Below are 19,793 nucleotides of genomic sequence, written 5' to 3'. Positions count from 1 at the left end.
AGTATTAGTATTTTTTTCTAAAATAGTAGGTAGTAGGTGTCCCTTTTTTCCATAGCCTTTTTTGAATTTCTGCTCGTTCCCATTCCCTGTGGTTATCTAGTACATCTCTAGCCTTTTGACTATAGCGCCCCCCTCTGCCCTTGTTTTGATTATCATTGAATACAACGTAAGCAATTTCATTAGGGCTAGTGACTTCAAGTTGTACATCTCCAAAATGTAAGGGATAATCTTTATAGTTTTGCTGGTCATCTAGTGGCTCTTGTAAGTGTTTTAAAAAATACTGCCTACGTTCGTACGGGGATAGCTCGTACCAGTCCATGGGTGGATAGAAATAACCCAAATACTCCAAGATGGCCTCTTTCTCTGGATCTTCCACCTTGTAGGCTTCCTGTATGTGTTCTAGTTTCTCCTCCAGTTCCTTGGATAGGGTCAAGGTCTGCCCCTCATCGTACCAAGTCTTAGCCTCAGCTAGTACCTGTAAAAAGTATTTCTCCTCTTTTTCCATGGGGTGACAGGCTACATCATTGACCCCACACTGAATAGGATAAAAACGGCGCTCCTTGCCCTCATCTTTCAGAAACCCCTTAGCGTTTGATGTCCCGATAAAGACACAATGGCGGTCTACTTTTTCTGTTCTTTTGCTGTAAAGCGCCCGTATATCGTCACTGGAAGCGCTGATGAAATTTTTAACCGCTTCTATGGCTGTTTTTTTAAATCCTTTTAGCTCTCCAAACTCAATGACGGCATTATTCTGTAAGATTCGGTAGTCTTCAGTATTATCCCCGAACTTTCGGACACTATCGGAGTGAAATTCTGGCAGTAGGCGCTTGGTAGCTGTACTTTTACCCAGTCCCTGCCCCCCTGTCAAAATTGGCACGATTTCAAACTTGATACCCGGTCGATAAATACGGGCAACTAACCCCGTCAGCCAAAGCCGTGTTACTTCACGGACGTAGCTGGTATCCGGACAGCCTAGCAAGTCAATAAAATACCGCTCAGCTCTCCTTTCTCCGTCCCACTTTTGCAACTCTATGCGGTCTTTGACTGGGTGATAAGTATTTTCTTTTGCGACCTTTAGGATAGCAATTTCTACATTGTCACGGGTCGGTGCAAAGCCGTATTTCTCATCGATAAAGGCAATAGATAGCTTCGTGTCCTCTTCACTCCAGAAGCCCTTATCTGTCCCCCATGGCGTTGCCTTGGTCTTTTCAATGGTCTTTGAAAAGGCATTGTACTTTACCCCTTTAGAAATACTTTGATACTGTTCAAATACCAATATGACATTATAGGGGCTTCTAGCTGGTATCTTGGACTTGCCAAAGGTTCGAAAAGCAGGTAGAACTTCTTGATAAGCTGGTTCTGGTGTTGTATGAGTGGCTTCATCTTGCTTGATAATCGTATCCACAATTTCTTTTCTATCCAAATTCTACCCCCTTATAAATTTTTCTTGCGGTTGTTAAGAAATAGCCCGCTAAATCTATCCGCTTGACAATAGCACTGAATAGGCTGATAAGCTGGTCAAAGTCGTAGCCATGTAGGAACATGATACGGATAAAGTACGCCGTCTCCTGCTCCGTAAAAAGCCCGTTGGTAATTGTGTCAAATACCCAACCGCTCAACTCCAGCCCTTGCCCCTGCCGTGCTTGTTCTAGCCTATGGATTTCCAAATCCTCCAGTACCTCTATAAGGTCAACGCCTGCGACTGCAATCGGTAAATCTCTGACTAGCTGCCAATGTTCTTCCTTTACCTGGTCTACGATTTTGACTGTAATACCTCTATAACTAAAATTAGCCAGCCCTACCTCCAATGGTTGCAGGTAGATGAATTTGTAGTACTCGCCATTTCGTAGCGTTCTAGTTGGATTGTTCTTCAAAAATCCAAAAAAGTTGAGTTTGTCCTTGTGCAGGGTCAATTCTAATACATCATACATTGTCCACCCCCAAAAATATCAAAACATCAGTGATTTTATAAAAAACAGTCCGACCGTCTTCTATTGGTGGTTCATAGCGTTTCAAACCCGCTTTTTCCCAACGTTGTATAGTGCTATAGCTTATTTTCAAATCCTCTTTTAGTTCTGGAAGTGTTATCAAGCCCAATATGCGGGGCTTTGGCTTGTTGTAGTGTTCCAGAAAAGTATTGACCGCTGAAAGGTTCTGCTCTAGTAGCCGTTGTTCATAACCTGTGCTAAAAATACCGCTCATACTAGCCCCTCCTAATTGTAATATCGCCCTTGAGCTTGAATATAAGCCCCGTAGTTGGCGTTTTGTAGCTTCCTAGTATCTTTACCCTCTGGCTTCGTTTCAAGCTGAAAATAGCCCAGATTGCACCATAGGAAGATGTTCACGATTGCTAGGACAATCACCAAAGCTAGCTTCTGTTCCATTGGTAGGTTGATTTCATCTATCATAGTTGTCCCTCGCTTTCTGTAATCTATTGATAATTTTTTCTAAAAAGTTTATGTCATTCTTTAATGTCTCAACAGCAATGTCCATATAGTCTTTTGCGTGGTAGCAAAATCGCTCTCTGTTAAAAGAACTTATACTGTACACTGCGTCAGCGCTAACTTGGTGAAATCTCAAGCTATCTGCAACCACCATAAGCTCAGTAATCGTTTCATTCAGTTCTTCATTTGTCATTGTATAATTCCTCCTGTATGTATTTGCTATGTTTATCTGAAAGTCTTTGTAGGTCATTGATTGCAAGTGCAACTAAATCAGTATAAGGTTCTATATTACGAGAGAATAGCCAATCTAAAACGATATTAAGAGCGCTAATAGGTACAGTAATATCTATAGCAAGGCTTTCGTACTGGTGAATGATTTTATCTGTAGTCTTCATTCTTTCCCCTTATTCCACTCTGTTTCAACTAAATGATGTAAGTTATTAAATGCTAGAAAGGCCAATGTGTGTGTCTCATCTCGACTTAATAAATAGCTCTGCACGCGTTCTGGTGTGTCAATAGATACTTCTAAATAATCTAATACATACCCAAGTGCATTTTTAATTACATTCAGTTCAATTAATATTTCCTGTACGGGTGATTGTTGCGTCATATTCTTTTTCCTCTTCTTTTGGCTTTTACTATCCAATCATTTTTCTGCGGTAGCATAGTTCACAAATTTGTGATATAATAAAATCAATACTAAAACCCTTACGGCTTGCCTGCTGATAGTGTTTTAGTTAGTGTACAAAGGCTAGGTAGTTTGGTCGCTCTCTATGCCTTTTTTTTGTTGCCGATTTTTCACCTCTATTTCATGATGTATCCTATCTTCCAAGCGGTGAAAGGACTTTATGAAATCTTCTTTAGTCATCTTCCCATGCCAGTATTGACTGATGAGGCTGACTGATCGCTGATAGAGCCTTGGTAGGTGTTCAACCATTTTCTGTCACCTCCTGCCATGGTAGGGTAAAATCTGCCTGCTCCTCGTAGAGTTTGGCAAAGTCTACTGCTGACTTTTGTAAGCTATTCAAAATCTTATACCGCAACTGTCGAGCCTTAACTCTATCACTTGCTTTCAGCTGGCCAGATTGCAAATCTTCTTCCAAGCCGTACAAGTCACGGACTAAGAACCACGATTGCAAGCGTCCTAGCTCGTTGTCCTTAATAACGACATCGTTTTTCACCGTCCGAGGGGCTAAAATTCTGATATTCTCATAGCCCTTGTCGTAGTGGATATTTCCATCCCTCCTCATTCGGTTCAGCTTTTGCGTGATGTCTCGTCTGGATAGGAAATCCAAATCCTCCATAATAGCCGAGAGTGTCAACTCTCCGTGAATATCCTGTATCTCATAAAGACGGTCGATAGTGAATACTCGTTCCCTGCGTTGTTTTGCCATTGTGTACCTCGTTTCTATTTTGTTTGGTCGCTCTCGCACGCTATTAGGTGTGTTTTTCTTTTGGTCTGAATGTCATTGCCTTGATGTCGCTATAAGTCATGCCTAGGTTGATCATAGCGATTGCCATATCCTCTAGTGCCTGGTATCTGACTAGCTCGTCACTGGTTAGGCTGTCAATGCCATTATATCCGCCACGTTCAGCCATAAGTTGCTTTTTATTCAATCCGCTAGCACCTTTCAGCAGTAGATTAGTAACAGTGCTATGCGCATGCTTTGGTGCTTGTTCCCAGCTCTTGATTGCTTCATGTAGTTCTTTGCGCTTCGGATGTTCCAAGGCACGCTGTAGCTTGAAATTGGCATTTTCTTTTTCCAATTCCTCGATATATTCGTATATCCAAGCTCGGAAAATTTTCCCTTTTTCAGTTCGTGATAACATACCGATTTCAAAGATACCTCGTTTGTTGAATAAGCGAGTTTCTTGGGTACCGCCCGTGTTGTAGGGTACCTTTGTCACAATGGAATACTTACTATCTCTTAAATATGGGTTGCGTTCTAGCATTTTCTCAATAGCTCTACGGCTCTGATACCCAAAACCCTGCGTTAATTGTTCGATAGTGACTAGGATTTCTCTATCTTTGCTTAGGAAAAAGTCAATTTCAATTTCTCCAAATTCGCCTTTTTCTTTTTTGATAATTTGCATTGATTGGCTCCTTTCGTTTGCTTGGTCGCTCTCCTGTTACTTCTCATCTAGCCAATCCATAACAGACTGATAGATTCGCCGTGGTGCGTCATAGTCGCCCTGCTCAACTTTCGCAAGGGTGACGTGAGTAATTCCTAACTTTTCAGATAGTGCCTTAGCTGTAATACGGTCAATCGCTCGCTTGACCCGTACACGCTCCGCCATTTCCTCTGTAATCAGCATGTGCTTACCTCCTTTTCTAAAATATAGGCAGACGGTGAAAGGTTGAATAGATTGAGTGTCTGCCTAAACTCTTTTGGTGATTTTTTTCATCACTTTTTAAGTTATGGTGTTATTTTATATCACTTAGTTGTTTTTGTCAATAGATTTGTGATATTTTTTTTCACTTTTTCTATACTTTCAAAAAAAATAGTGATATAATTATAGATGAAAGGTCGTGAGTTTATGAATAGATTGAAAGAATTACGCAAAGAAAAAGGCTTAACCCAGCAAGGGCTAGCCGATATAGTAGGTGTTACCAAGCGGACTATTATAGCTTGGGAAAATGGAGAACGTGACATCAAATCCGACAAAGCGCAAACGCTGGCAGATTACTTTGGAGTGAGTGTGGGGAAATTGTTAGGATATGAAACATTTTCAGATGATGTTTTTTATGAAGTCCTGTCTTTAAGAGGTGCTAGCGACTATGAAATTTTAAGACAAAAAATAGAACATGAGATATTTTCTATCGATATGCTATTGAGTAGTGAAGGGCAATTATCTTCCTGTATAAAAATTTTAGAAAGGATAATATCTAATGAAAAATTTATGTCCAATCTTCCTCCGATGGATTATATAGAACTAAATGCAATACCAACAAGAATTAGTTTCATCTTAGATGACTTAAGAGGTGTAAAATATCGACTAGAAAAAGAAATACAAAATAATCCTAGTTCTTCTGACCAATAAAGAGGGATAAAACTTAGGACTAGCTTTCTCCCAAATTTGGAAAGCAAAAAGGTGCTTTATCCCACATTGAAATAGCCACCTTACCCAAAACAAACGAAACAGGGGCGTTCTCGTAACGCTCAACATGATATAACCTAAAACCTTTACGGCTTGCCTGCTGATGTTTAGAAAGGTTTATCATGAAAATAACAGAAGTAAAAAAGAAAGACGGTACGACTGTGTACCGTGCTAGCGTTTATCTGGGAGTAGACCAGGTAACGGGTAAGAAAGTCAAAACCACCGTATCGGGAAGAACCAAGAAAGAGGTCAACCAAAAAGCAAGACATGTGCAACTGGATTTTGAGAAAAACGGTGCGACGGTCTACAAGTCGGTAAAAGTTGCCAATTATAAAGAGTTAGCCGAACTATGGCTTGAGAGCTACAAGCTAACCGTGAAGCCCCAAAGCTACCACGATACCTACTTTTTATTCAAAAAGCACCTACTGCCAACGTTTGGTAGTTTGAAGTTAGATAGTATCACCCCAGCGTTCATACAGTATTTTGTAAATAGCTTGTCAAAAGAGCTGGTAAATTTTAAATCGATTCATTCAATCAATCGGCGCATTCTTCAGTATGCCGTTGTTATGCAGTTGATTCCATACAACCCAGCCCGTGATATTATCCTGCCCGCTCAGCAAAAAGAGGGGCGTAAGGCTATCAAGTTCATTGCTCCCGAAGATTTGAAAATATTTCTGGATTATATGGAAAAGTTATCTCAGCAAAAATATAGCTATTACTTTGATTATGTCCTATACAGTGTTCTCCTTGCCACTGGTTGTCGATTTGGTGAATTGGTTGCCCTTGAGTGGTCTGATATTGACCTAGAGACAGGAACAATCAGTATCACCAAGAATTATAACCGCATTGTAAAGCACATAGGAAGCCCAAAGAGCAAAGCAGGGGTAAGGACAATCAGCATAGACAAAAAAACGGCTCTCCTACTCAAACAGTACCAGAACCGCCAACGGCTAATATTTTTAGAAGTTGGGGAACGTTCTCCGTCCGTGGTATTTGCTACACCAACCAAAGAGTATCAAAATATGGGAACAAGGCAAGAGGCACTGGATAGACGTTGCAAAGAATCGGGTATCCCTCGCTTTACCTTTCACGCTTTCCGACACACTCACGCTAGTTTATTGCTGAATGCTGGTATCAGCTACAAAGAATTGCAATATCGTCTAGGACATGCTAATATAACAATGACATTAGACATCTACTCGCACCTATCCAAAGATAAAGAAACTGAAGCTGTTTCCTATTTTGAAAAAGCTATCAATTCTCTTTAGTCCACAAAAAGGTGAACAAATTTATATTTTTTAGAGTGTAAACCTCTGAAAAAGCCTATTAAATCAACGTTTATAGACAATAAAGGAGAACATCATGACAAAACCAATTATCTTAACAGGGGACCGTCCGACTGGGAAACTACATATCGGGCATTATGTCGGCAGTTTACAAAATCGTGTTCGTCTGCAAAATGAAGGAAAGTACAACATGTTTGTCTTTCTGGCAGATCAGCAAGCTTTGACAGACCATGCCAAGGAGCCACAAAAGATTGTAGAATCAATTGGTCAAGTGGCTTTAGATTATCTAGCAGCGGGACTTGATCCTGAAAAATCAACGATTTTCATTCAAAGTCAAATTCCAGAATTGGCTGAGTTGTCCATGTATTACATGAATTTGGTTTCGCTGGGACGTTTGGAACGGAATCCAACCGTTAAGACTGAGATTGCTCAAAAAGGTTTTGGTGAAAGTATTCCGACAGGATTTTTAGTTTATCCGATTGCCCAAGCAGCAGATATTACAGCTTTTAAAGCAAATTATGTACCAGTTGGGGTTGACCAAAAACCGATGATTGAGCAGACCCGTGAAATTGTCCGTAGTTTTAACTATGCCTACCAGACAGATGTTCTCGTAGAGCCAGAAGGAATCTATCCGACACATGAGGGGGCTGGACGGCTCCCCGGACTAGACGGCAATGCCAAGATGTCTAAATCGCTCAATAACGGGATTTATCTATCTGATGATATGGATACGCTCAAGAAGAAAGTCATGAGCATGTATACAGACCCTGACCACATTAAGGTTGAAGATCCGGGTAAGGTTGAGGGTAATATGGTCTTTCATTATCTAGACGTTTTTGGTCGTGAGGAAGACAAGGCTGAAATTGAGGCGATGAAAGAGCATTACAAGCAGGGTGGTCTAGGAGATGTTAAGACAAAACGCTATTTATTAGAAATCTTAGACCGGGAATTAGGTCCGATTCGGGAGCGCCGCTTGGAGTTTGCCAAGGATATGGGAGAAGTGTATAGGATGCTCCAGAAAGGAAGTGAAAAAGCTCGGCAGGTAGCTGCCCAAACACTATCAGAAGTCAAAGCGGCCATGGGCTTGCATTATTTTGATAAATCCAAATATTCGAAAGAGTAGAAAGAAGATTTCTACCTTTTTTCTGAACAAAATAATAAAATATAGTAAAAAAGTTCGTTTTATAAAGAAATTTCTTCCTTACCCATTTGATTTACAGGAAAAATTGAAATTTAAAACGAATAATATTTGACAAATGATTTCAAAATGGTATGATATTTAAAATAAAATCAGCTTGTGGAGCTGGAAAATAAAAAGAAAAGAGGAATCTGTGGATGTCTAATTGGGACACAAAATTTTTGAAAAAAGGTTTTACCTTTGATGATGTATTGCTTATTCCAGCGGAAAGTCACGTTTTGCCAAACGATGCCAATCTTCAGACAAAACTGGCTAAGAATCTAACGCTCAATATCCCAATCATTACGGCGGCCATGGATACTGTTACAGAAAGCAAAATGGCGATTGCGATTGCGCGTGCGGGTGGTCTTGGTGTCATTCATAAAAACATGTCAATTGAACGTCAAGCAGACGAAGTACGCAAGGTAAAACGCTCTGAAAATGGCGTCATCATCGATCCATTTTTCCTCACTCCAAACCATACCATTAAAGAGGCAGATGAACTAATGGGACGCTACCGTATCAGCGGTGTCCCAATCGTTGAAACAATGGAAAATCGCAAATTGGTCGGGATTATTACCAATCGAGATATGCGCTTTATCTCGGATTATAACCAGCCAATTTCAACGAATATGACCAGCGAAAATTTGGTGACAGCTCCAGTTGGGACTGATTTAGAAACAGCTGAAAGTATCCTCCAAGAACATCGCATTGAAAAACTTCCGTTGGTCGATGAAAATGGTCGCTTGTCTGGTTTGATTACGATTAAAGACATTGAAAAAGTCATCGAATTTCCAAATGCTGCCAAGGACGAATTTGGTCGCCTCCTTGTGGCGGGTGCAGTAGGGGTCACATCTGATACCTTTGAACGTGCTGAAGCCCTCTTTGAAGCAGGGGCAGATGCCATTGTCATCGATACGGCACATGGACATTCAGCAGGTGTTCTCCGCAAGATTGCAGAAATTCGCGCTCATTTCCCAGATCGTACCTTGATTGCGGGAAATATTGCGACAGCAGAGGGTGCTCGTGCGCTCTATGATGCAGGAGTTGACGTGGTTAAAGTTGGTATCGGGCCAGGTTCTATTTGTACAACTCGTGTCATTGCTGGTGTTGGCGTACCGCAAGTAACTGCGATTTACGATGCAGCACAGGTTGCGCGTGAGTATGGTAAAACCATTATCGCAGACGGTGGAATCAAGTATTCTGGTGATATTGTCAAGGCTCTTGCTGCAGGTGGAAATGCGGTTATGCTTGGATCAATGTTTGCAGGAACAGATGAAGCACCGGGAGAAACTGAAATTTTCCAAGGACGTAAATTTAAAACCTATCGAGGAATGGGGTCAATTGCTGCAATGAAAAAAGGCTCCAGTGATCGTTATTTCCAAGGTTCTGTCAATGAAGCCAATAAATTGGTTCCAGAAGGAATTGAAGGTCGTGTAGCCTATAAAGGTGCCGCAGCTGACATTGTTTTCCAAATGCTTGGAGGTATTCGTTCAGGTATGGGCTATGTTGGTGCAGCGACTATTCAAGAATTGCATGACAATGCTCAATTTATCGAAATGAGTGGTGCAGGTCTGAAAGAAAGTCACCCACACGATGTTCAAATTACCAATGAAGCACCGAACTACTCTGTTCAATAATAGCATATAACCCCTTGGACTGCTTCAAGGGGTTTTCTTTACAAAAGGTAGCTCAATGTGTTAGAATATAGAGCCGTATTTTTATTGATACTCGCAAACCACCGATTGACTTATTTTTCTTAGAATGGGGTCTTTACCTTCAAGAAAGTTGCTATTGCAGTCTTAGCTATCGTTTCCTTATGGGAGCTAGTCGGGTTCGGGTTGTTAGAGAGTATCAGTTGGAATAACAAAGAGGGACAACCTTGTAAAGACTGTTTACAAGGTTGTAAAGTAGATGTAAAGGAGAAGAGATGCAGGGAATTTTATATGCGCTTGTTCCCATGGTCGCATGGGGGAGTATTGGGTTTGTCAGTAATAAGATTGGTGGTAGACCCACCCAGCAAACCTTTGGAATGACGCTTGGAGCGCTCTTGTTTGCGCTGGCTGTTTGGCTCATTGTCAAACCAGAAATGTCTGTTTCCCTATGGGGGGTTGGAATCATTGGTGGTATGCTCTGGTCCATGGGGCAATATGGGCAGTTTCGCGCCATGCAGTATATGGGGGTGTCCGTTGCAAACCCCTTATCAAGTGGATCCCAGCTGGTTTTGGGTAGCTTGGTTGGTGCCGTCATCTTTGGAGAATGGAGTCAGCCGACTCAATTTTTCTTAGGGATTGTAGCCTTGTTGCTGCTTGTCATTGGCTTCTACTTCACCAGTAAGCAAGATACGGAGAAGAGTCAAGCATCTGCTAATCCTGAGTTTAGAAAGGGGTTCAGCGCCCTCACTTACTCGACCGCAGGTTACTTATCCTATACGATTTTATTTAATAACATCATGCACTTTGATGTATTAGCAGTCACCCTTCCCATGGCTGTCGGTATGGTACTAGGTGCCATGGTCTTTATGAAATTCCACACCCCGCTGGAGGCGGTTGTCCTTAAAAATGCTCTGGTCGGTTTCATGTGGGGAATTGGAAATATCTTTATACTCTTAGCAGCCGCTAAGGCAGGCCTGGCCATCGCCTTTAGTTTCTCACAACTCGGGACGATTATCTCCATTATTGGCGGCATTCTTTTCTTAGGGGAGACTAAGACCAAAAAGGAAATGCGCTGGATGAGTATCGGAATTGCGTGCTTTATTATTGGTGCTGTCTTATTAGGTATGGTAAAAGCCTAAATCCTAAACCCTAAACCCTTGTCCTATTCCAATCTGGTATTTAAATGTCTGCCCTCAATACGCCTACTGCAACTACAGGTGCAAATAATGAAATAAAAAAAGCTGGTAAATCCAGCTTTTTATGTTTCCTCAATTTGTCCTTGCTTGACGGTAAAGATTTTGACTTGATCGGGGAGTCTTGATAGGTGATCCAGACTGGTCGTTGTAATAAAGGTCTGGATCGTATGTGAAATGGTTTCTAGCAATTTGACTTGACGATTGTTGTCTAGTTCACTCATCACATCGTCAAGCAACAAGATAGGGTATTCGCGAGTAACTTCTTTCATCAGTTCAATCTCAGCTAACTTGAGAGATAGGACAAGACTGCGATGCTGTCCCTGACTTCCATAATGGGCATTGACACCGTTTAGTAAAAAGGCAATATCATCGCGATGGGGTCCCACACCTGTATTTTTTTTGAACAAATCTCGTTTCCGACAGTTTGTTAGCTCTGTCAAGAATACGTCAACCAAGTTGTCAATCTCTGTAAACTTGATAGAAGATTGATATTGGACGGTCAATTCCTCACGTTGTTCCGAGATTTCTAGGACTTTTTGATTGCCAAAGAACTCTAGTTTTTTTAGAAATTCTATTCGCTGTAAAATGACCTTGCTGCCGTATTCAGCTAATTGCTGGTCTAAGACAGAGAGAAAGGTTTCATCGATTTTATCTGAGGATTTAAGATAGGTATTTCGCTGCTTGAGAATATGGTTGTAATTAGATAAATCAGACAAGTAGATTGGCTTGATTTGGCCCAATTCGACATCAATGAATTTTCTTCTGAGTGCAGGAGCACCTTTAATCAGCTGTAAATCTTCTGGGGCAAAAAGAACAACATTCATATTCCCGATATAGTCCGATAATTTAGACTGCTTGAGGTGATTGAGTTTGGTAATCCGTCCCTTTTCTGTCAAGTTGATGTCAAGTGGAAGTGTGCCAGATTGACGGTGGAGTAAACCGCTGATAGCAAGATGTTTCTGTTGAAACTGCATTAAATCCTTGTCAATCCGTGTGCGATGGCTACGCGTAAGGGCTAAGAAATAGATACTTTCCAAGATATTGGTTTTACCTTGGGCATTTTGTCCCAAAAAGACATTTAATCCATTATGAAAGTCAATATCCAGTTCTTGGTAATTGCGAAAATGCTGTAAATGTAATGATTCGAGCCACATGCTTAGGTACCTGGAAAGCGGACAGGTGCTTTTTTCTGTCTATTCTTATTGGTCTTATGAGAAGAAGTGGGTTGTGGTTTGCTCTTTTTATTTTGTGCATTGAGCTGTTTGACAAGTTGAGCGACCAGTTCTTTTTCAGCCTTATCTTCCTCATATTCTCTTTGTTCAGCTTCTGTTGGTGCGACTATTGTAATGTTTACATCGTGACTTGGAATGCTGATGATATCCCCAATATGGATTTTTTTGCGTCTACGTTCTTCTTTTTCACCATTAAAAAATACGGGGAATTCCTGTAAAAATCCCTTAATAGCTCCTCCGCTTTGGATGACTCCAACTTCTTTTAACAATGCTTGTAAAAGAATGTATTCTTCGTATAATTTGTAGTCCATAAATTACCTCATTTCAGTTAATTATATCATAAAATGGTATAATTGAAGCTAGAATGTTTTAGAGAGGTTATACATGAAATTACAAGAAGGTGTCCAGCTTCATTTTATTCCCGCAGACAAGTTTACGACCAATCAGATTTTGGTCCGTTTTGCTGCGCCTATGGATAAGGAGACTGTTGCTGGACGGGTGTTGGTTTCAAATCTCCTTGATACTGCCAATCAAGTTTACCCGACTTCACATGTATTTCAACGACGCTTAGCGGATTTGTACGGAGCACAGTTTTCCACCAGTGTCTCAAGAAAGGGTAAGGTTCATTATGTTGACCTAAAACTATCGTATATCAAGTCCAGCTACTTGCCGAATCAGACAGATTTGACACTCTCCTTGCTTGATTTTCTCTATGCTAGCCTATTTAAGCCCTTGGTAAAAAAAGATGGTTTTGAGTTAAAATTATTTGAGATTGAACAGACAAATTTATTGAACTATCTTGATGCTGAGGTTGAGGATCATTTCTATCATGCAGATGTGGAATTGGCATCTCTCTTTTTTGAAGATGAACACTTAAAAATTCCGCGGATTGGAAAACGGGAGTTAGTAGAAAAAGAGACTGCTCAAACCGTTTACAAGGCTTTACAGGATATGATTCATCTGGATCGGATTGATTTCTTTGTTTCAGGAGAAGTTAATCAGAAAATGGTCATCAAGCGACTACAGGATTTTCGCTTTTCTTACCGCAATCCCAAGCTAGAATGGATTTACCAGCAGCCCTTTTCAACTATTGTTAGAGAAAAAATGGAACGAAAGGAAGCAGGACAATCAATTCTAGAGTTGGCCTACCATTTACAGTATATTTACAATAATGTCAACAATATTCCTTTAATTGTCTTTAATGGCTTGTTTGGCGCATTTGCTCATTCTAAATTATTTACAAATGTTCGTGAAAAAGAAGGACTTGCTTATACAATCGGAAGTCACCTAAATATCTTTTCAGGGCTCTTGAAGGTCTACGCAGGCATTGACAAGAATAATCGGAAAAAGGCCATGAGACTGATTAGTAAGCAATTGTTGGATATAAAGAGGGGCTACTTTACAGATGAAGAATTAGAATTGACAAAGATGATGCTGATTCATTCTGCTACCCTGTCTAAGGATAAGCAGAGCCAGCTGATTGACCAAGCTTATAATAAGGTTATTTTCGGTGAGGGTCAACTTGATTTACAAGACTGGATAAAATCTGTCAATCAAATGTCAAGAGAGGATGTTATTCGTGTGGCAAAATTGGTCCGACTACAGGCAGTCTATTTTATGGAAGGAGTTATGTAGTAAAGATGAAGTTGACAGAAAAGACCTATCCTTACTTAAAAAATCCCATTTATGAGTGTCAGGCAGAAAATGGATTAAGAGTCGTCTTGATTCCTAAAAAAGATTTCCATGAAACCTATGCTATTATGACGGTTGATTTTGGTTCTGTTGACAATAGATTTACATCTAGTGGTGGTATCAAGTTTTATCCGACAGGAATTGCGCATTTTTTAGAACATAAACTATTTGAGACGGAAGATGGTGGGGACATCTTGCAGGAGTTTGCAAAGTATGGTGCAAATGCCAATGCTTATACTAGTTTTAACCAGACTAGCTATCTTTTTTCAACGACAGAAGATGTGCGTCAGCCACTTGCATTATTGCAGAAAATGGTGCGAGAGGCGCATTTTACCGATGAGAGTGTGGAGCGGGAAAAAGAAATCATCAGTCAAGAAATTGACATGTATGCAGATGATCCTGACCATCGTCTTTATCTGGGGATTTTGAAAAGTCTTTATCCTAATACTGCTTTGGCTGAGGATATCGCAGGTACAATAACCTCCATTCACGAGATTTCAGCTGCAACGTTGCGCGAGAATTTTCAGCAATTTTATCAGCCCAATATAATGACTTTGGTGGTCATGGGGGATATAGATGTTTCTCAAGTTTTGGATTGGATTGATATCTACCAAGCAGAAAATCAGGTGACACAAGAGAAATTGCCAGTAGCTATTCCTATCCAGAAAGAAGCGGTCATCGATCATGGTAAGGAAAGCTGGGAAGTAGCGTTGCCGAAACTGGCTATCGGTCTGCGAGGCAATGATTCTATTGCAAAGGGAAAGGAACAGTATTACCGGGTTTGCCTGTCCTTTTTACTTGCCATGCTAATCGGACGGACTTCGAAACGTTATCAGACTCTCTATGAGACAAATAAAATTGATCATTCTTTGAGTTTTCATATTGAAGTTCAGCAGGGCTATCATTTTGTAGCGGTGACAGGTGACACAGCAGAGCCAATAACAGTTTCCAGTCAGTTGCGTAAGGCCTTTTTGAATTTTGAGTGGGATGAGGATGTGACGCAGGAGCATTTCCAAATTCTTAAGAATGAGATGTACGGTGAATTTATCCGTGGTCTCAACTCTTCAGAGTTTACAGTCGGCTATTTTGTGAGCCATTTTTCAGAAACTGAATCTATTTTTGATATTCCTGAGCTCCTGACTAGTTTGACACTGGAGGATGTGTTGATGGTTGGACGGCAATTTATGGGTCAGTGTGATGTAGCAGATTTTATGATTTTTCCAAAATAAAAGTGAATGAGCATCGAAATTTTCCTAAATTTTTGGTACAATATGATATTGAAAACGAATGGATAGAGAGAGGAATTTATGAGACAAAAAAGTATAGGAGAGGTCTTGCGGGCAGCTAGAGAAAGCCGTGGTTGGAATTTTGCTGATTTACAGAGGATGACGAAGATTCAAGCAAAATATTTACAGGCTTTAGAGTACAATGATTTTGACTACATACCAGATAAGACCTATACTCGTTCATTTTTACAGCGTTATGCTGAGGTACTGGAGTTGGATGCTGCGGTATTGCTTGATGCTTATGATCGAAATAGTTTAGTGATGTACTATGAGGCGGGAGAAGAGGTAGAGTTGCAGTCTGAACTACGCAGAAGTTACAAGGTGAAAAAGAAAAAAGCATCATATCTACCGCTCATCTATTTATTACTAGCTTCAACCTTTATTTTGTGTTTTGTAACCTATATCGTCTATAGTCGTGTACAAAATCAAGCACGTACGACCGAGACAAGCACCTCGTATAGTGTCGTTTCACAAGCTACCACAAGTAGTGAAGAGGAGAGCCAATCTTCTAGCAGTTCTCCCTCTTCTACAACCACCCCTTCATCGTCCAGCAGTCAGACCTCTGGCGTGAGTTTAGTAACGTTTGGTGGAGGAAATGATTTGGCTGTGACCGTAAAAGGTGCGAAGGAACCTGTAACAGTCGCTCTTTCTGTATCAAGTGTCACAAGCTGGGTGAGCTTAACAGGTACAGAAATTGCAGGTGGCTTTACCCTATCTCCAGAAAATCCTACTGTGTCAGCAACTCTTCCAGCAGGAACCTCTACGGCTACTCTTGTACTAGGTGTTGTCCGTGGAGTTGATATTACGATTGCAGGGCAAAAGTTGGATACATCTGCTTTGACAAATCAGTCAGGAAATGTCATTCTAACAATTGAACAATGAGGATTACAATGAAAAAAGAACATATTCCCAATGCCTTAACATTTGGTCGTATCTTGGTGATTCCTATCTTCATCCTTATTTTGAGTGTGTGGGATAGCTTGGCTAGTCATATCTTAGCGGCTTTACTATTTGCCTTAGCGAGTGTGACGGATTATCTTGACGGTTATTTGGCACGTAAATGGCAGGTGGTGACCAATTTCGGTAAATTTGCCGACCCAATGGCAGATAAGATGTTAGTCATGACAGCCTTTATCATGCTAGTAGAAATAGGAGTTGCTCCGGCTTGGATTGTGGCGATTATTATTTGCCGAGAGTTAGCTGTAACGGGTTTACGACTGCTCTTGGTGGAAAATGGTGGAACGGTGCTTGCTGCAGCGATGCCCGGTAAAATTAAAACATTTTCTCAGATGTTTGCCATTATCTTTCTATTGTTCCACTGGCAGTTGTTAGGAACGATGACCCTTTATATCGCCCTCTTTTTCACCCTTTATTCAGGTTATGATTATTTCAAGGGTGCTTCTTATTTATTTAAGGATACCTTTAAGTAATGACAAATATTATTGAAGTAAAACATACAAGCTATAAATATGATCAAGAAGATGAGCATTATACCTTGAATGATGTGTCGTTTCACGTGAAACAAGGAGAATGGCTTTCCATTATCGGTCACAATGGTTCAGGAAAATCAACGACGGTTCGTCTAATTGATGGGCTTCTAGAGGCAGAATCTGGAGAGATTATCATCTCAGGGGATGTCTTGACACCCAAGAATGTCTGGGAAAAACGCCGGCAGATTGGCATGGTTTTTCAAAATCCCGACAATCAGTTTGTCGGAGCAACGGTGGAAGATGATGTTGCCTTTGGCTTAGAAAATCAAGGTGTTCCCCTAGAAGAAATGAAGCAGCGTGTACAGGAAGCATTAGAATTGGTCGGGATGACGGATTTTAAAACGCGTGAACCAGCGAGATTGTCTGGTGGTCAGAAGCAGCGGGTAGCGATTGCAGGAGTCGTTGCTTTGCGACCAGATATTATTATCCTTGATGAGGCAACCAGTATGCTAGACCCTGAAGGGCGCTTGGATTTGATTCGGATTGTCAAGGACATCAAGGAAAAGCATCAGATTACAGTAATTTCGATTACGCATGATTTGGACGAAGTGGCCTTGAGTGATCGGGTAATGGTCATGAAAAAAGGTCAGATTGAATCGATTAGTGGTCCAGCAGACTTGTTTATGCGTGAGGATTTAAAGGATTTGGATCTAGACCAGCCCTTTACAGCAACCTTGGTTCAGCAATTGCGTGAAAAGGGGGTTGATGTGCCGTCACGCTATTTTACAGAAGAGGAATTAGAAGAAACATTATGGGCATTACTCTCCAACAAGTAGATTATACATACCAGGCCAACACACCTTTTGAAGGGCGTGCGCTTTTTGGTGTCGATTTGGAGATTGTAGACGGCTCTTTCACAGCGCTTATTGGCCATACTGGATCAGGAAAATCAACGATTTTACAGTTGCTAAACGGTCTTAATATTCCAACGTCAGGGGCTGTTTTGATTGATGAGTTTTGCATTACACCGACCTCTGTCAATAAGGATATCAAGCAGGTGCGTAAAAAAGTTGGACTTGTTTTCCAGTTCCCAGAAAGTCAGGTATTTGAAGAAACTGTATTGAAAGATGTTGCTTTTGGACCGCAGAATTTTGGAGTATCAAAAGAAGAAGCAGAAGCGATTGCGCGTGAAAAACTAGCCTTGGTAGGTATCTCAGAAGACCTGTTTGACCGCAGTCCTTTTGAGTTATCTGGTGGTCAAATGCGGCGGGTTGCTATTGCAGGGATTCTTGCTATGGAACCCAAAGTCTTGGTGCTTGATGAGCCGACCGCAGGTCTTGATCCTGTAGGGCGTAGGGAATTGATGTCCATTTTTAAAGAGCTCCACCAAGCGGGTATGACAGTTGTTCTCGTGACTCATCTAATGGACGATGTAGCGAACTTTGCAGATTATGTCTTTATTATGTCCAATGGAAAATTGGTCAAATCAGGCAGTCCTAGAGATGTTTTTCAGGAAGTTGATTTTATGGAAAGCATCCAGTTGGGAGTACCTAAGATTACAAAATTTGCAGCGAATTTAGAACGGAGAGGATTTGTCTTTGAGCATTTACCGATTACCATTGACGAATTTGTTGAGGTAATAGTACATGGATAAGTTGATTTTAGGCCGTTATATTCCAGGGGATTCGGTGATTCATCGTTTGGATCCACGTAGCAAATTGCTTGCCATGATGAGCTTTTTGTTGATTATTTTCTGGGCCAATAATTTGGTGACCAATCTCTTATTGTTTGCCTTTGTTCTTCTTGTCATCTTTTTATCCAAAATCAAATTAAGCTTTTTCATCAATGGTGTGAAACCGATGATTGGAATTATCTTGTTTACAACCTTTTTCCAAGTCTTTTTTACGGGTGGTCATGAGGTCTTGTGGCAATTTTGGATTTTGAAAGTGACAGAGGAAGGGATTCAGCAGGCAGGCATTATCTTTGTTCGTTTTGTCTTGATTATTTTCCTGTCGACCCTCTTGACCTTGACCACCATGCCACTCAGCCTAGCAGATGGTATTGAGGCAGGACTTGCTCCTCTTACCTATTTGAAGGTACCAGTTCATGAAATTGGCTTGATGTTGTCGATGAGCTTGCGGTTTGTACCGACCTTAATGGATGATACGACACGAATCATGAATGCCCAGCGGGCGCGTGGAGTTGATTTTGGAGAGGGAAGTCTCATTCAAAAGGTAAAATCAGTCATTCCAATTTTAATCCCGCTCTTTGCTTCTAGTTTTAAACGGGCAGACGCTTTGGCAACAGCCATGGAAGCAAGGGGCTATCAGGGTGGAGACGGGCGGACCAAATACCGTATGCTAGAATGGAAGTTAGCAGATAGTCTAGTTTTAGTTGTCATGTTGATTTTAGGAACCCTTCTTTATTTTACGAAAAATTAGTGAAAGCATGAGGAAAAAGGGCCAATGGCGCTTTTATCACGGAATCTAAACTTTTTTGTAACATTTGTAATATTTTTACAAAATAAGAGTAATATTTTGGTTGTATCATAGAAGATGACTGAAAGAAAGGACTATATATATCATATGAGACGTACACGTAACAAACGACGTACAAGTAATAAATTAAGATTAGCGATTGCAGGGCTTATTGCCATGAGTTCCATCTTGATTGCTGGTGTCGTAAGTGCCGATACCTACAAGGTGAAATCAGGAGATACACTATCTCAAATCGCTCTTACTTACAAAACAACTGTTGAAGAATTGGTTGCTCTGAATCAGATTAACAATCCGAATTTGATTTATGTGAATCAGGTATTAGAATTATATAAGTTATCAGAGACAGTAGCGAATATGCCTTTACAAGTGGTTTCTGAGCCAGTCGTTCAAGAAACACCCGCGCAGGAAACCCCTGTTCAAACAGAGCCAATTCAAGATACGCCAAGTCAAGTAGCTCCCGCTCAACCGGAACCAATCCAAGAAACGCCAGCTTCAGTTGTACCAGCCCAAACAACACAGGTAGCTCCTGCTCCTGCAGCAACTCCAGTTCCTACCACTTCTACGGTAACAGATGCTGAAGCAGAAGCCAAAGAGTGGATTGCACAAAAAGAATCAGGCGGTAGTTATACAGCTCGAAACGGTAGATACTATGGACGCTATCAGTTGACAGATAGCTACTTAAACGGAGATTACTCCCCTGAAAATCAAGAACGTGTAGCAGATGCGTATGTAGCAAGTCGCTATGGCTCATGGGTGGCAGCTAAAAACTTTTGGTTGGCACATGGTTGGTATTAAGAG

26 protein-coding genes are annotated in these 19,793 nt (G+C 40.9%); 13 read left to right on the top strand and 13 right to left on the bottom strand.

Annotated features, from left to right (window positions below; all coding sequences use genetic code 11):
• Positions 1-4: 4 nt before the first annotated feature.
• The 11 genes from E4T82_RS06295 to E4T82_RS06245 form a co-directional block, all read right to left on the bottom strand.
• Entirely contained in the window at positions 5-1,423 is a 1,419-nt protein-coding gene (locus E4T82_RS06295) for a virulence-associated E family protein (RefSeq protein ID WP_228065077.1), read from the bottom strand.
• Entirely contained in the window at positions 1,416-1,931 is a 516-nt protein-coding gene (locus E4T82_RS06290) for a hypothetical protein (protein WP_135182010.1), read from the bottom strand. Before E4T82_RS06290 ends, E4T82_RS06295 begins: the two co-directional genes overlap by 8 nt.
• On the bottom strand, positions 1,924-2,202 hold the full coding sequence (locus tag E4T82_RS06285) for a helix-turn-helix transcriptional regulator (RefSeq protein WP_135182009.1): 279 nt from the start codon (positions 2,200-2,202) through the stop codon (positions 1,924-1,926). Before E4T82_RS06285 ends, E4T82_RS06290 begins: the two co-directional genes overlap by 8 nt.
• An 11-nt stretch (positions 2,203-2,213) precedes the next feature.
• Complete coding sequence (locus E4T82_RS06280) at positions 2,214-2,408, bottom strand: hypothetical protein (protein ID WP_135182008.1); 195 nt, start codon at positions 2,406-2,408, stop codon at positions 2,214-2,216.
• Positions 2,398-2,637 carry a hypothetical protein gene (locus E4T82_RS06275; protein WP_135182007.1) on the bottom strand — a complete coding sequence of 80 codons (240 nt, stop codon included), beginning with the start codon at positions 2,635-2,637 and terminating at the stop codon, positions 2,398-2,400. Before E4T82_RS06275 ends, E4T82_RS06280 begins: the two co-directional genes overlap by 11 nt.
• Positions 2,627-2,839, bottom strand: a complete 213-nt coding sequence (locus E4T82_RS06270; RefSeq protein ID WP_135182006.1) for a hypothetical protein — start codon at positions 2,837-2,839, stop codon at positions 2,627-2,629. The genes E4T82_RS06275 and E4T82_RS06270 overlap by 11 nt, the downstream gene beginning before the upstream one ends.
• Positions 2,836-3,054: a hypothetical protein gene (locus E4T82_RS06265; protein ID WP_135182005.1), complete on the bottom strand. Its 219-nt coding sequence runs from the start codon at positions 3,052-3,054 to the stop codon at positions 2,836-2,838. The genes E4T82_RS06270 and E4T82_RS06265 overlap by 4 nt, the downstream gene beginning before the upstream one ends.
• A gap of 141 nt (positions 3,055-3,195) precedes the next feature.
• Positions 3,196-3,381, bottom strand: coding sequence for a hypothetical protein (locus E4T82_RS06260; protein WP_135182004.1), 186 nt, complete (start codon positions 3,379-3,381; stop codon positions 3,196-3,198).
• Positions 3,374-3,838, bottom strand: a complete 465-nt coding sequence (locus E4T82_RS06255) for a hypothetical protein (protein WP_135182003.1) — start codon at positions 3,836-3,838, stop codon at positions 3,374-3,376. The genes E4T82_RS06260 and E4T82_RS06255 overlap by 8 nt, the downstream gene beginning before the upstream one ends.
• Before the next feature lie 43 nt (positions 3,839-3,881).
• The gene (locus E4T82_RS06250; protein ID WP_135182002.1) at positions 3,882-4,538 is read right to left on the bottom strand and encodes a BRO family protein; all 657 of its coding nucleotides are present in this window, start codon (positions 4,536-4,538) and stop codon (positions 3,882-3,884) included.
• A gap of 36 nt (positions 4,539-4,574) precedes the next feature.
• On the bottom strand, positions 4,575-4,760 hold the full coding sequence (locus E4T82_RS06245; protein ID WP_135182001.1) for a transcriptional regulator: 186 nt from the start codon (positions 4,758-4,760) through the stop codon (positions 4,575-4,577).
• Between the two features lie 222 nt (positions 4,761-4,982).
• Between E4T82_RS06245 and E4T82_RS06240 the strand changes: the two genes are divergently transcribed.
• The 5 genes from E4T82_RS06240 to E4T82_RS06220 all read left to right on the top strand — a co-directional run bounded on the left by E4T82_RS06240 (position 4,983) and on the right by E4T82_RS06220 (position 10,800).
• Entirely contained in the window at positions 4,983-5,486 is a 504-nt protein-coding gene (locus E4T82_RS06240; RefSeq protein WP_135182000.1) for a helix-turn-helix transcriptional regulator, read from the top strand.
• A 179-nt stretch (positions 5,487-5,665) separates the two neighbouring features.
• Positions 5,666-6,811 carry a tyrosine-type recombinase/integrase gene (locus tag E4T82_RS06235; protein ID WP_135181999.1) on the top strand — a complete coding sequence of 382 codons (1,146 nt, stop codon included), beginning with the start codon at positions 5,666-5,668 and terminating at the stop codon, positions 6,809-6,811.
• 94 nt (positions 6,812-6,905) lie between these two features.
• Entirely contained in the window at positions 6,906-7,952 is a 1,047-nt protein-coding gene (gene trpS, locus E4T82_RS06230) for a tryptophan--tRNA ligase (protein WP_135181998.1), read from the top strand.
• Between the two features lie 212 nt (positions 7,953-8,164).
• On the top strand, positions 8,165-9,646 hold the full coding sequence (gene guaB / locus E4T82_RS06225; protein ID WP_135181997.1) for an IMP dehydrogenase: 1,482 nt from the start codon (positions 8,165-8,167) through the stop codon (positions 9,644-9,646).
• A gap of 290 nt (positions 9,647-9,936) precedes the next feature.
• The gene (locus E4T82_RS06220) at positions 9,937-10,800 is read left to right on the top strand and encodes a GRP family sugar transporter (RefSeq protein ID WP_135181996.1); all 864 of its coding nucleotides are present in this window, start codon (positions 9,937-9,939) and stop codon (positions 10,798-10,800) included.
• A gap of 119 nt (positions 10,801-10,919) precedes the next feature.
• Here the strand turns inward: E4T82_RS06220 and recF are convergent, their stop codons facing one another.
• On the bottom strand, positions 10,920-12,011 hold the full coding sequence (recF, locus tag E4T82_RS06215; RefSeq protein WP_135181995.1) for a DNA replication/repair protein RecF: 1,092 nt from the start codon (positions 12,009-12,011) through the stop codon (positions 10,920-10,922).
• A 2-nt stretch (positions 12,012-12,013) separates the two neighbouring features.
• Positions 12,014-12,400, bottom strand: coding sequence for an RNA-binding S4 domain-containing protein (locus E4T82_RS06210; RefSeq protein WP_135181994.1), 387 nt, complete (start codon positions 12,398-12,400; stop codon positions 12,014-12,016).
• Positions 12,401-12,473: 73 nt separating this feature from the next.
• Between E4T82_RS06210 and yfmF the strand changes: the two genes are divergently transcribed.
• The 8 genes from yfmF (at position 12,474) to E4T82_RS06170 (ending at position 19,790) form a co-directional block, all read left to right on the top strand.
• Positions 12,474-13,724: an EF-P 5-aminopentanol modification-associated protein YfmF gene (yfmF, locus tag E4T82_RS06205; protein WP_135181993.1), complete on the top strand. Its 1,251-nt coding sequence runs from the start codon at positions 12,474-12,476 to the stop codon at positions 13,722-13,724.
• Between the two features lie 5 nt (positions 13,725-13,729).
• On the top strand, positions 13,730-15,010 hold the full coding sequence (gene yfmH / locus E4T82_RS06200) for an EF-P 5-aminopentanol modification-associated protein YfmH (protein ID WP_135181992.1): 1,281 nt from the start codon (positions 13,730-13,732) through the stop codon (positions 15,008-15,010).
• 78 nt (positions 15,011-15,088) lie between these two features.
• Positions 15,089-15,949: a cytoskeleton protein RodZ gene (rodZ, locus tag E4T82_RS06195; RefSeq protein ID WP_135181991.1), complete on the top strand. Its 861-nt coding sequence runs from the start codon at positions 15,089-15,091 to the stop codon at positions 15,947-15,949.
• A gap of 8 nt (positions 15,950-15,957) precedes the next feature.
• Positions 15,958-16,497, top strand: a complete 540-nt coding sequence (gene pgsA / locus E4T82_RS06190) for a CDP-diacylglycerol--glycerol-3-phosphate 3-phosphatidyltransferase (RefSeq protein WP_135181990.1) — start codon at positions 15,958-15,960, stop codon at positions 16,495-16,497.
• Entirely contained in the window at positions 16,497-17,333 is an 837-nt protein-coding gene (locus E4T82_RS06185; protein WP_135181989.1) for an energy-coupling factor ABC transporter ATP-binding protein, read from the top strand. The genes pgsA and E4T82_RS06185 overlap by 1 nt, the downstream gene beginning before the upstream one ends.
• On the top strand, positions 17,309-18,151 hold the full coding sequence (locus E4T82_RS06180) for an energy-coupling factor transporter ATPase (protein ID WP_135181988.1): 843 nt from the start codon (positions 17,309-17,311) through the stop codon (positions 18,149-18,151). The genes E4T82_RS06185 and E4T82_RS06180 overlap by 25 nt, the downstream gene beginning before the upstream one ends.
• Positions 18,144-18,938: an energy-coupling factor transporter transmembrane component T family protein gene (locus E4T82_RS06175; protein WP_135181987.1), complete on the top strand. Its 795-nt coding sequence runs from the start codon at positions 18,144-18,146 to the stop codon at positions 18,936-18,938. Before E4T82_RS06180 ends, E4T82_RS06175 begins: the two co-directional genes overlap by 8 nt.
• A gap of 144 nt (positions 18,939-19,082) precedes the next feature.
• A complete protein-coding gene (locus E4T82_RS06170; protein ID WP_135181986.1) occupies positions 19,083-19,790 on the top strand; it encodes a LysM peptidoglycan-binding domain-containing protein in 708 nt (235 codons plus the stop codon).
• The last annotated feature ends 3 nt before the right edge of the window (positions 19,791-19,793 follow it).

Source organism: Streptococcus cuniculi (genome assembly GCF_004570575.1).
Taxonomy (GTDB): Bacteria; Bacillota; Bacilli; order Lactobacillales; family Streptococcaceae; genus Streptococcus; species Streptococcus cuniculi_A.
The sequence above is the reverse complement of the archived record's forward strand: the minus strand, read 5'-3'. Positions and strand labels throughout refer to the sequence as shown.

Coding starts and splice junctions, on each gene's coding strand:
- E4T82_RS06290 (WP_135182010.1), bottom strand. CDS start 1,931: ATGTATGATGTATTAGAATTGACCCTGCACAAGGACAAACTCAACTTT.
- E4T82_RS06285 (WP_135182009.1), bottom strand. CDS start 2,202: ATGAGCGGTATTTTTAGCACAGGTTATGAACAACGGCTACTAGAGCAG.
- E4T82_RS06280 (WP_135182008.1), bottom strand. CDS start 2,408: ATGATAGATGAAATCAACCTACCAATGGAACAGAAGCTAGCTTTGGTG.
- E4T82_RS06275 (WP_135182007.1), bottom strand. CDS start 2,637: ATGACAAATGAAGAACTGAATGAAACGATTACTGAGCTTATGGTGGTT.
- E4T82_RS06270 (WP_135182006.1), bottom strand. CDS start 2,839: ATGAAGACTACAGATAAAATCATTCACCAGTACGAAAGCCTTGCTATA.
- E4T82_RS06265 (WP_135182005.1), bottom strand. CDS start 3,054: ATGACGCAACAATCACCCGTACAGGAAATATTAATTGAACTGAATGTA.
- E4T82_RS06260 (WP_135182004.1), bottom strand. CDS start 3,381: ATGGTTGAACACCTACCAAGGCTCTATCAGCGATCAGTCAGCCTCATC.
- E4T82_RS06255 (WP_135182003.1), bottom strand. CDS start 3,838: ATGGCAAAACAACGCAGGGAACGAGTATTCACTATCGACCGTCTTTAT.
- E4T82_RS06250 (WP_135182002.1), bottom strand. CDS start 4,538: ATGCAAATTATCAAAAAAGAAAAAGGCGAATTTGGAGAAATTGAAATT.
- E4T82_RS06245 (WP_135182001.1), bottom strand. CDS start 4,760: ATGCTGATTACAGAGGAAATGGCGGAGCGTGTACGGGTCAAGCGAGCG.
- E4T82_RS06240 (WP_135182000.1), top strand. CDS start 4,983: ATGAATAGATTGAAAGAATTACGCAAAGAAAAAGGCTTAACCCAGCAA.
- E4T82_RS06235 (WP_135181999.1), top strand. CDS start 5,666: ATGAAAATAACAGAAGTAAAAAAGAAAGACGGTACGACTGTGTACCGT.
- trpS (WP_135181998.1), top strand. CDS start 6,906: ATGACAAAACCAATTATCTTAACAGGGGACCGTCCGACTGGGAAACTA.
- guaB (WP_135181997.1), top strand. CDS start 8,165: ATGTCTAATTGGGACACAAAATTTTTGAAAAAAGGTTTTACCTTTGAT.
- E4T82_RS06220 (WP_135181996.1), top strand. CDS start 9,937: ATGCAGGGAATTTTATATGCGCTTGTTCCCATGGTCGCATGGGGGAGT.
- recF (WP_135181995.1), bottom strand. CDS start 12,011: ATGTGGCTCGAATCATTACATTTACAGCATTTTCGCAATTACCAAGAA.
- E4T82_RS06210 (WP_135181994.1), bottom strand. CDS start 12,400: ATGGACTACAAATTATACGAAGAATACATTCTTTTACAAGCATTGTTA.
- yfmF (WP_135181993.1), top strand. CDS start 12,474: ATGAAATTACAAGAAGGTGTCCAGCTTCATTTTATTCCCGCAGACAAG.
- yfmH (WP_135181992.1), top strand. CDS start 13,730: ATGAAGTTGACAGAAAAGACCTATCCTTACTTAAAAAATCCCATTTAT.
- rodZ (WP_135181991.1), top strand. CDS start 15,089: ATGAGACAAAAAAGTATAGGAGAGGTCTTGCGGGCAGCTAGAGAAAGC.
- pgsA (WP_135181990.1), top strand. CDS start 15,958: ATGAAAAAAGAACATATTCCCAATGCCTTAACATTTGGTCGTATCTTG.
- E4T82_RS06185 (WP_135181989.1), top strand. CDS start 16,497: ATGACAAATATTATTGAAGTAAAACATACAAGCTATAAATATGATCAA.
- E4T82_RS06180 (WP_135181988.1), top strand. CDS start 17,309: ATGGGCATTACTCTCCAACAAGTAGATTATACATACCAGGCCAACACA.
- E4T82_RS06175 (WP_135181987.1), top strand. CDS start 18,144: ATGGATAAGTTGATTTTAGGCCGTTATATTCCAGGGGATTCGGTGATT.
- E4T82_RS06170 (WP_135181986.1), top strand. CDS start 19,083: ATGAGACGTACACGTAACAAACGACGTACAAGTAATAAATTAAGATTA.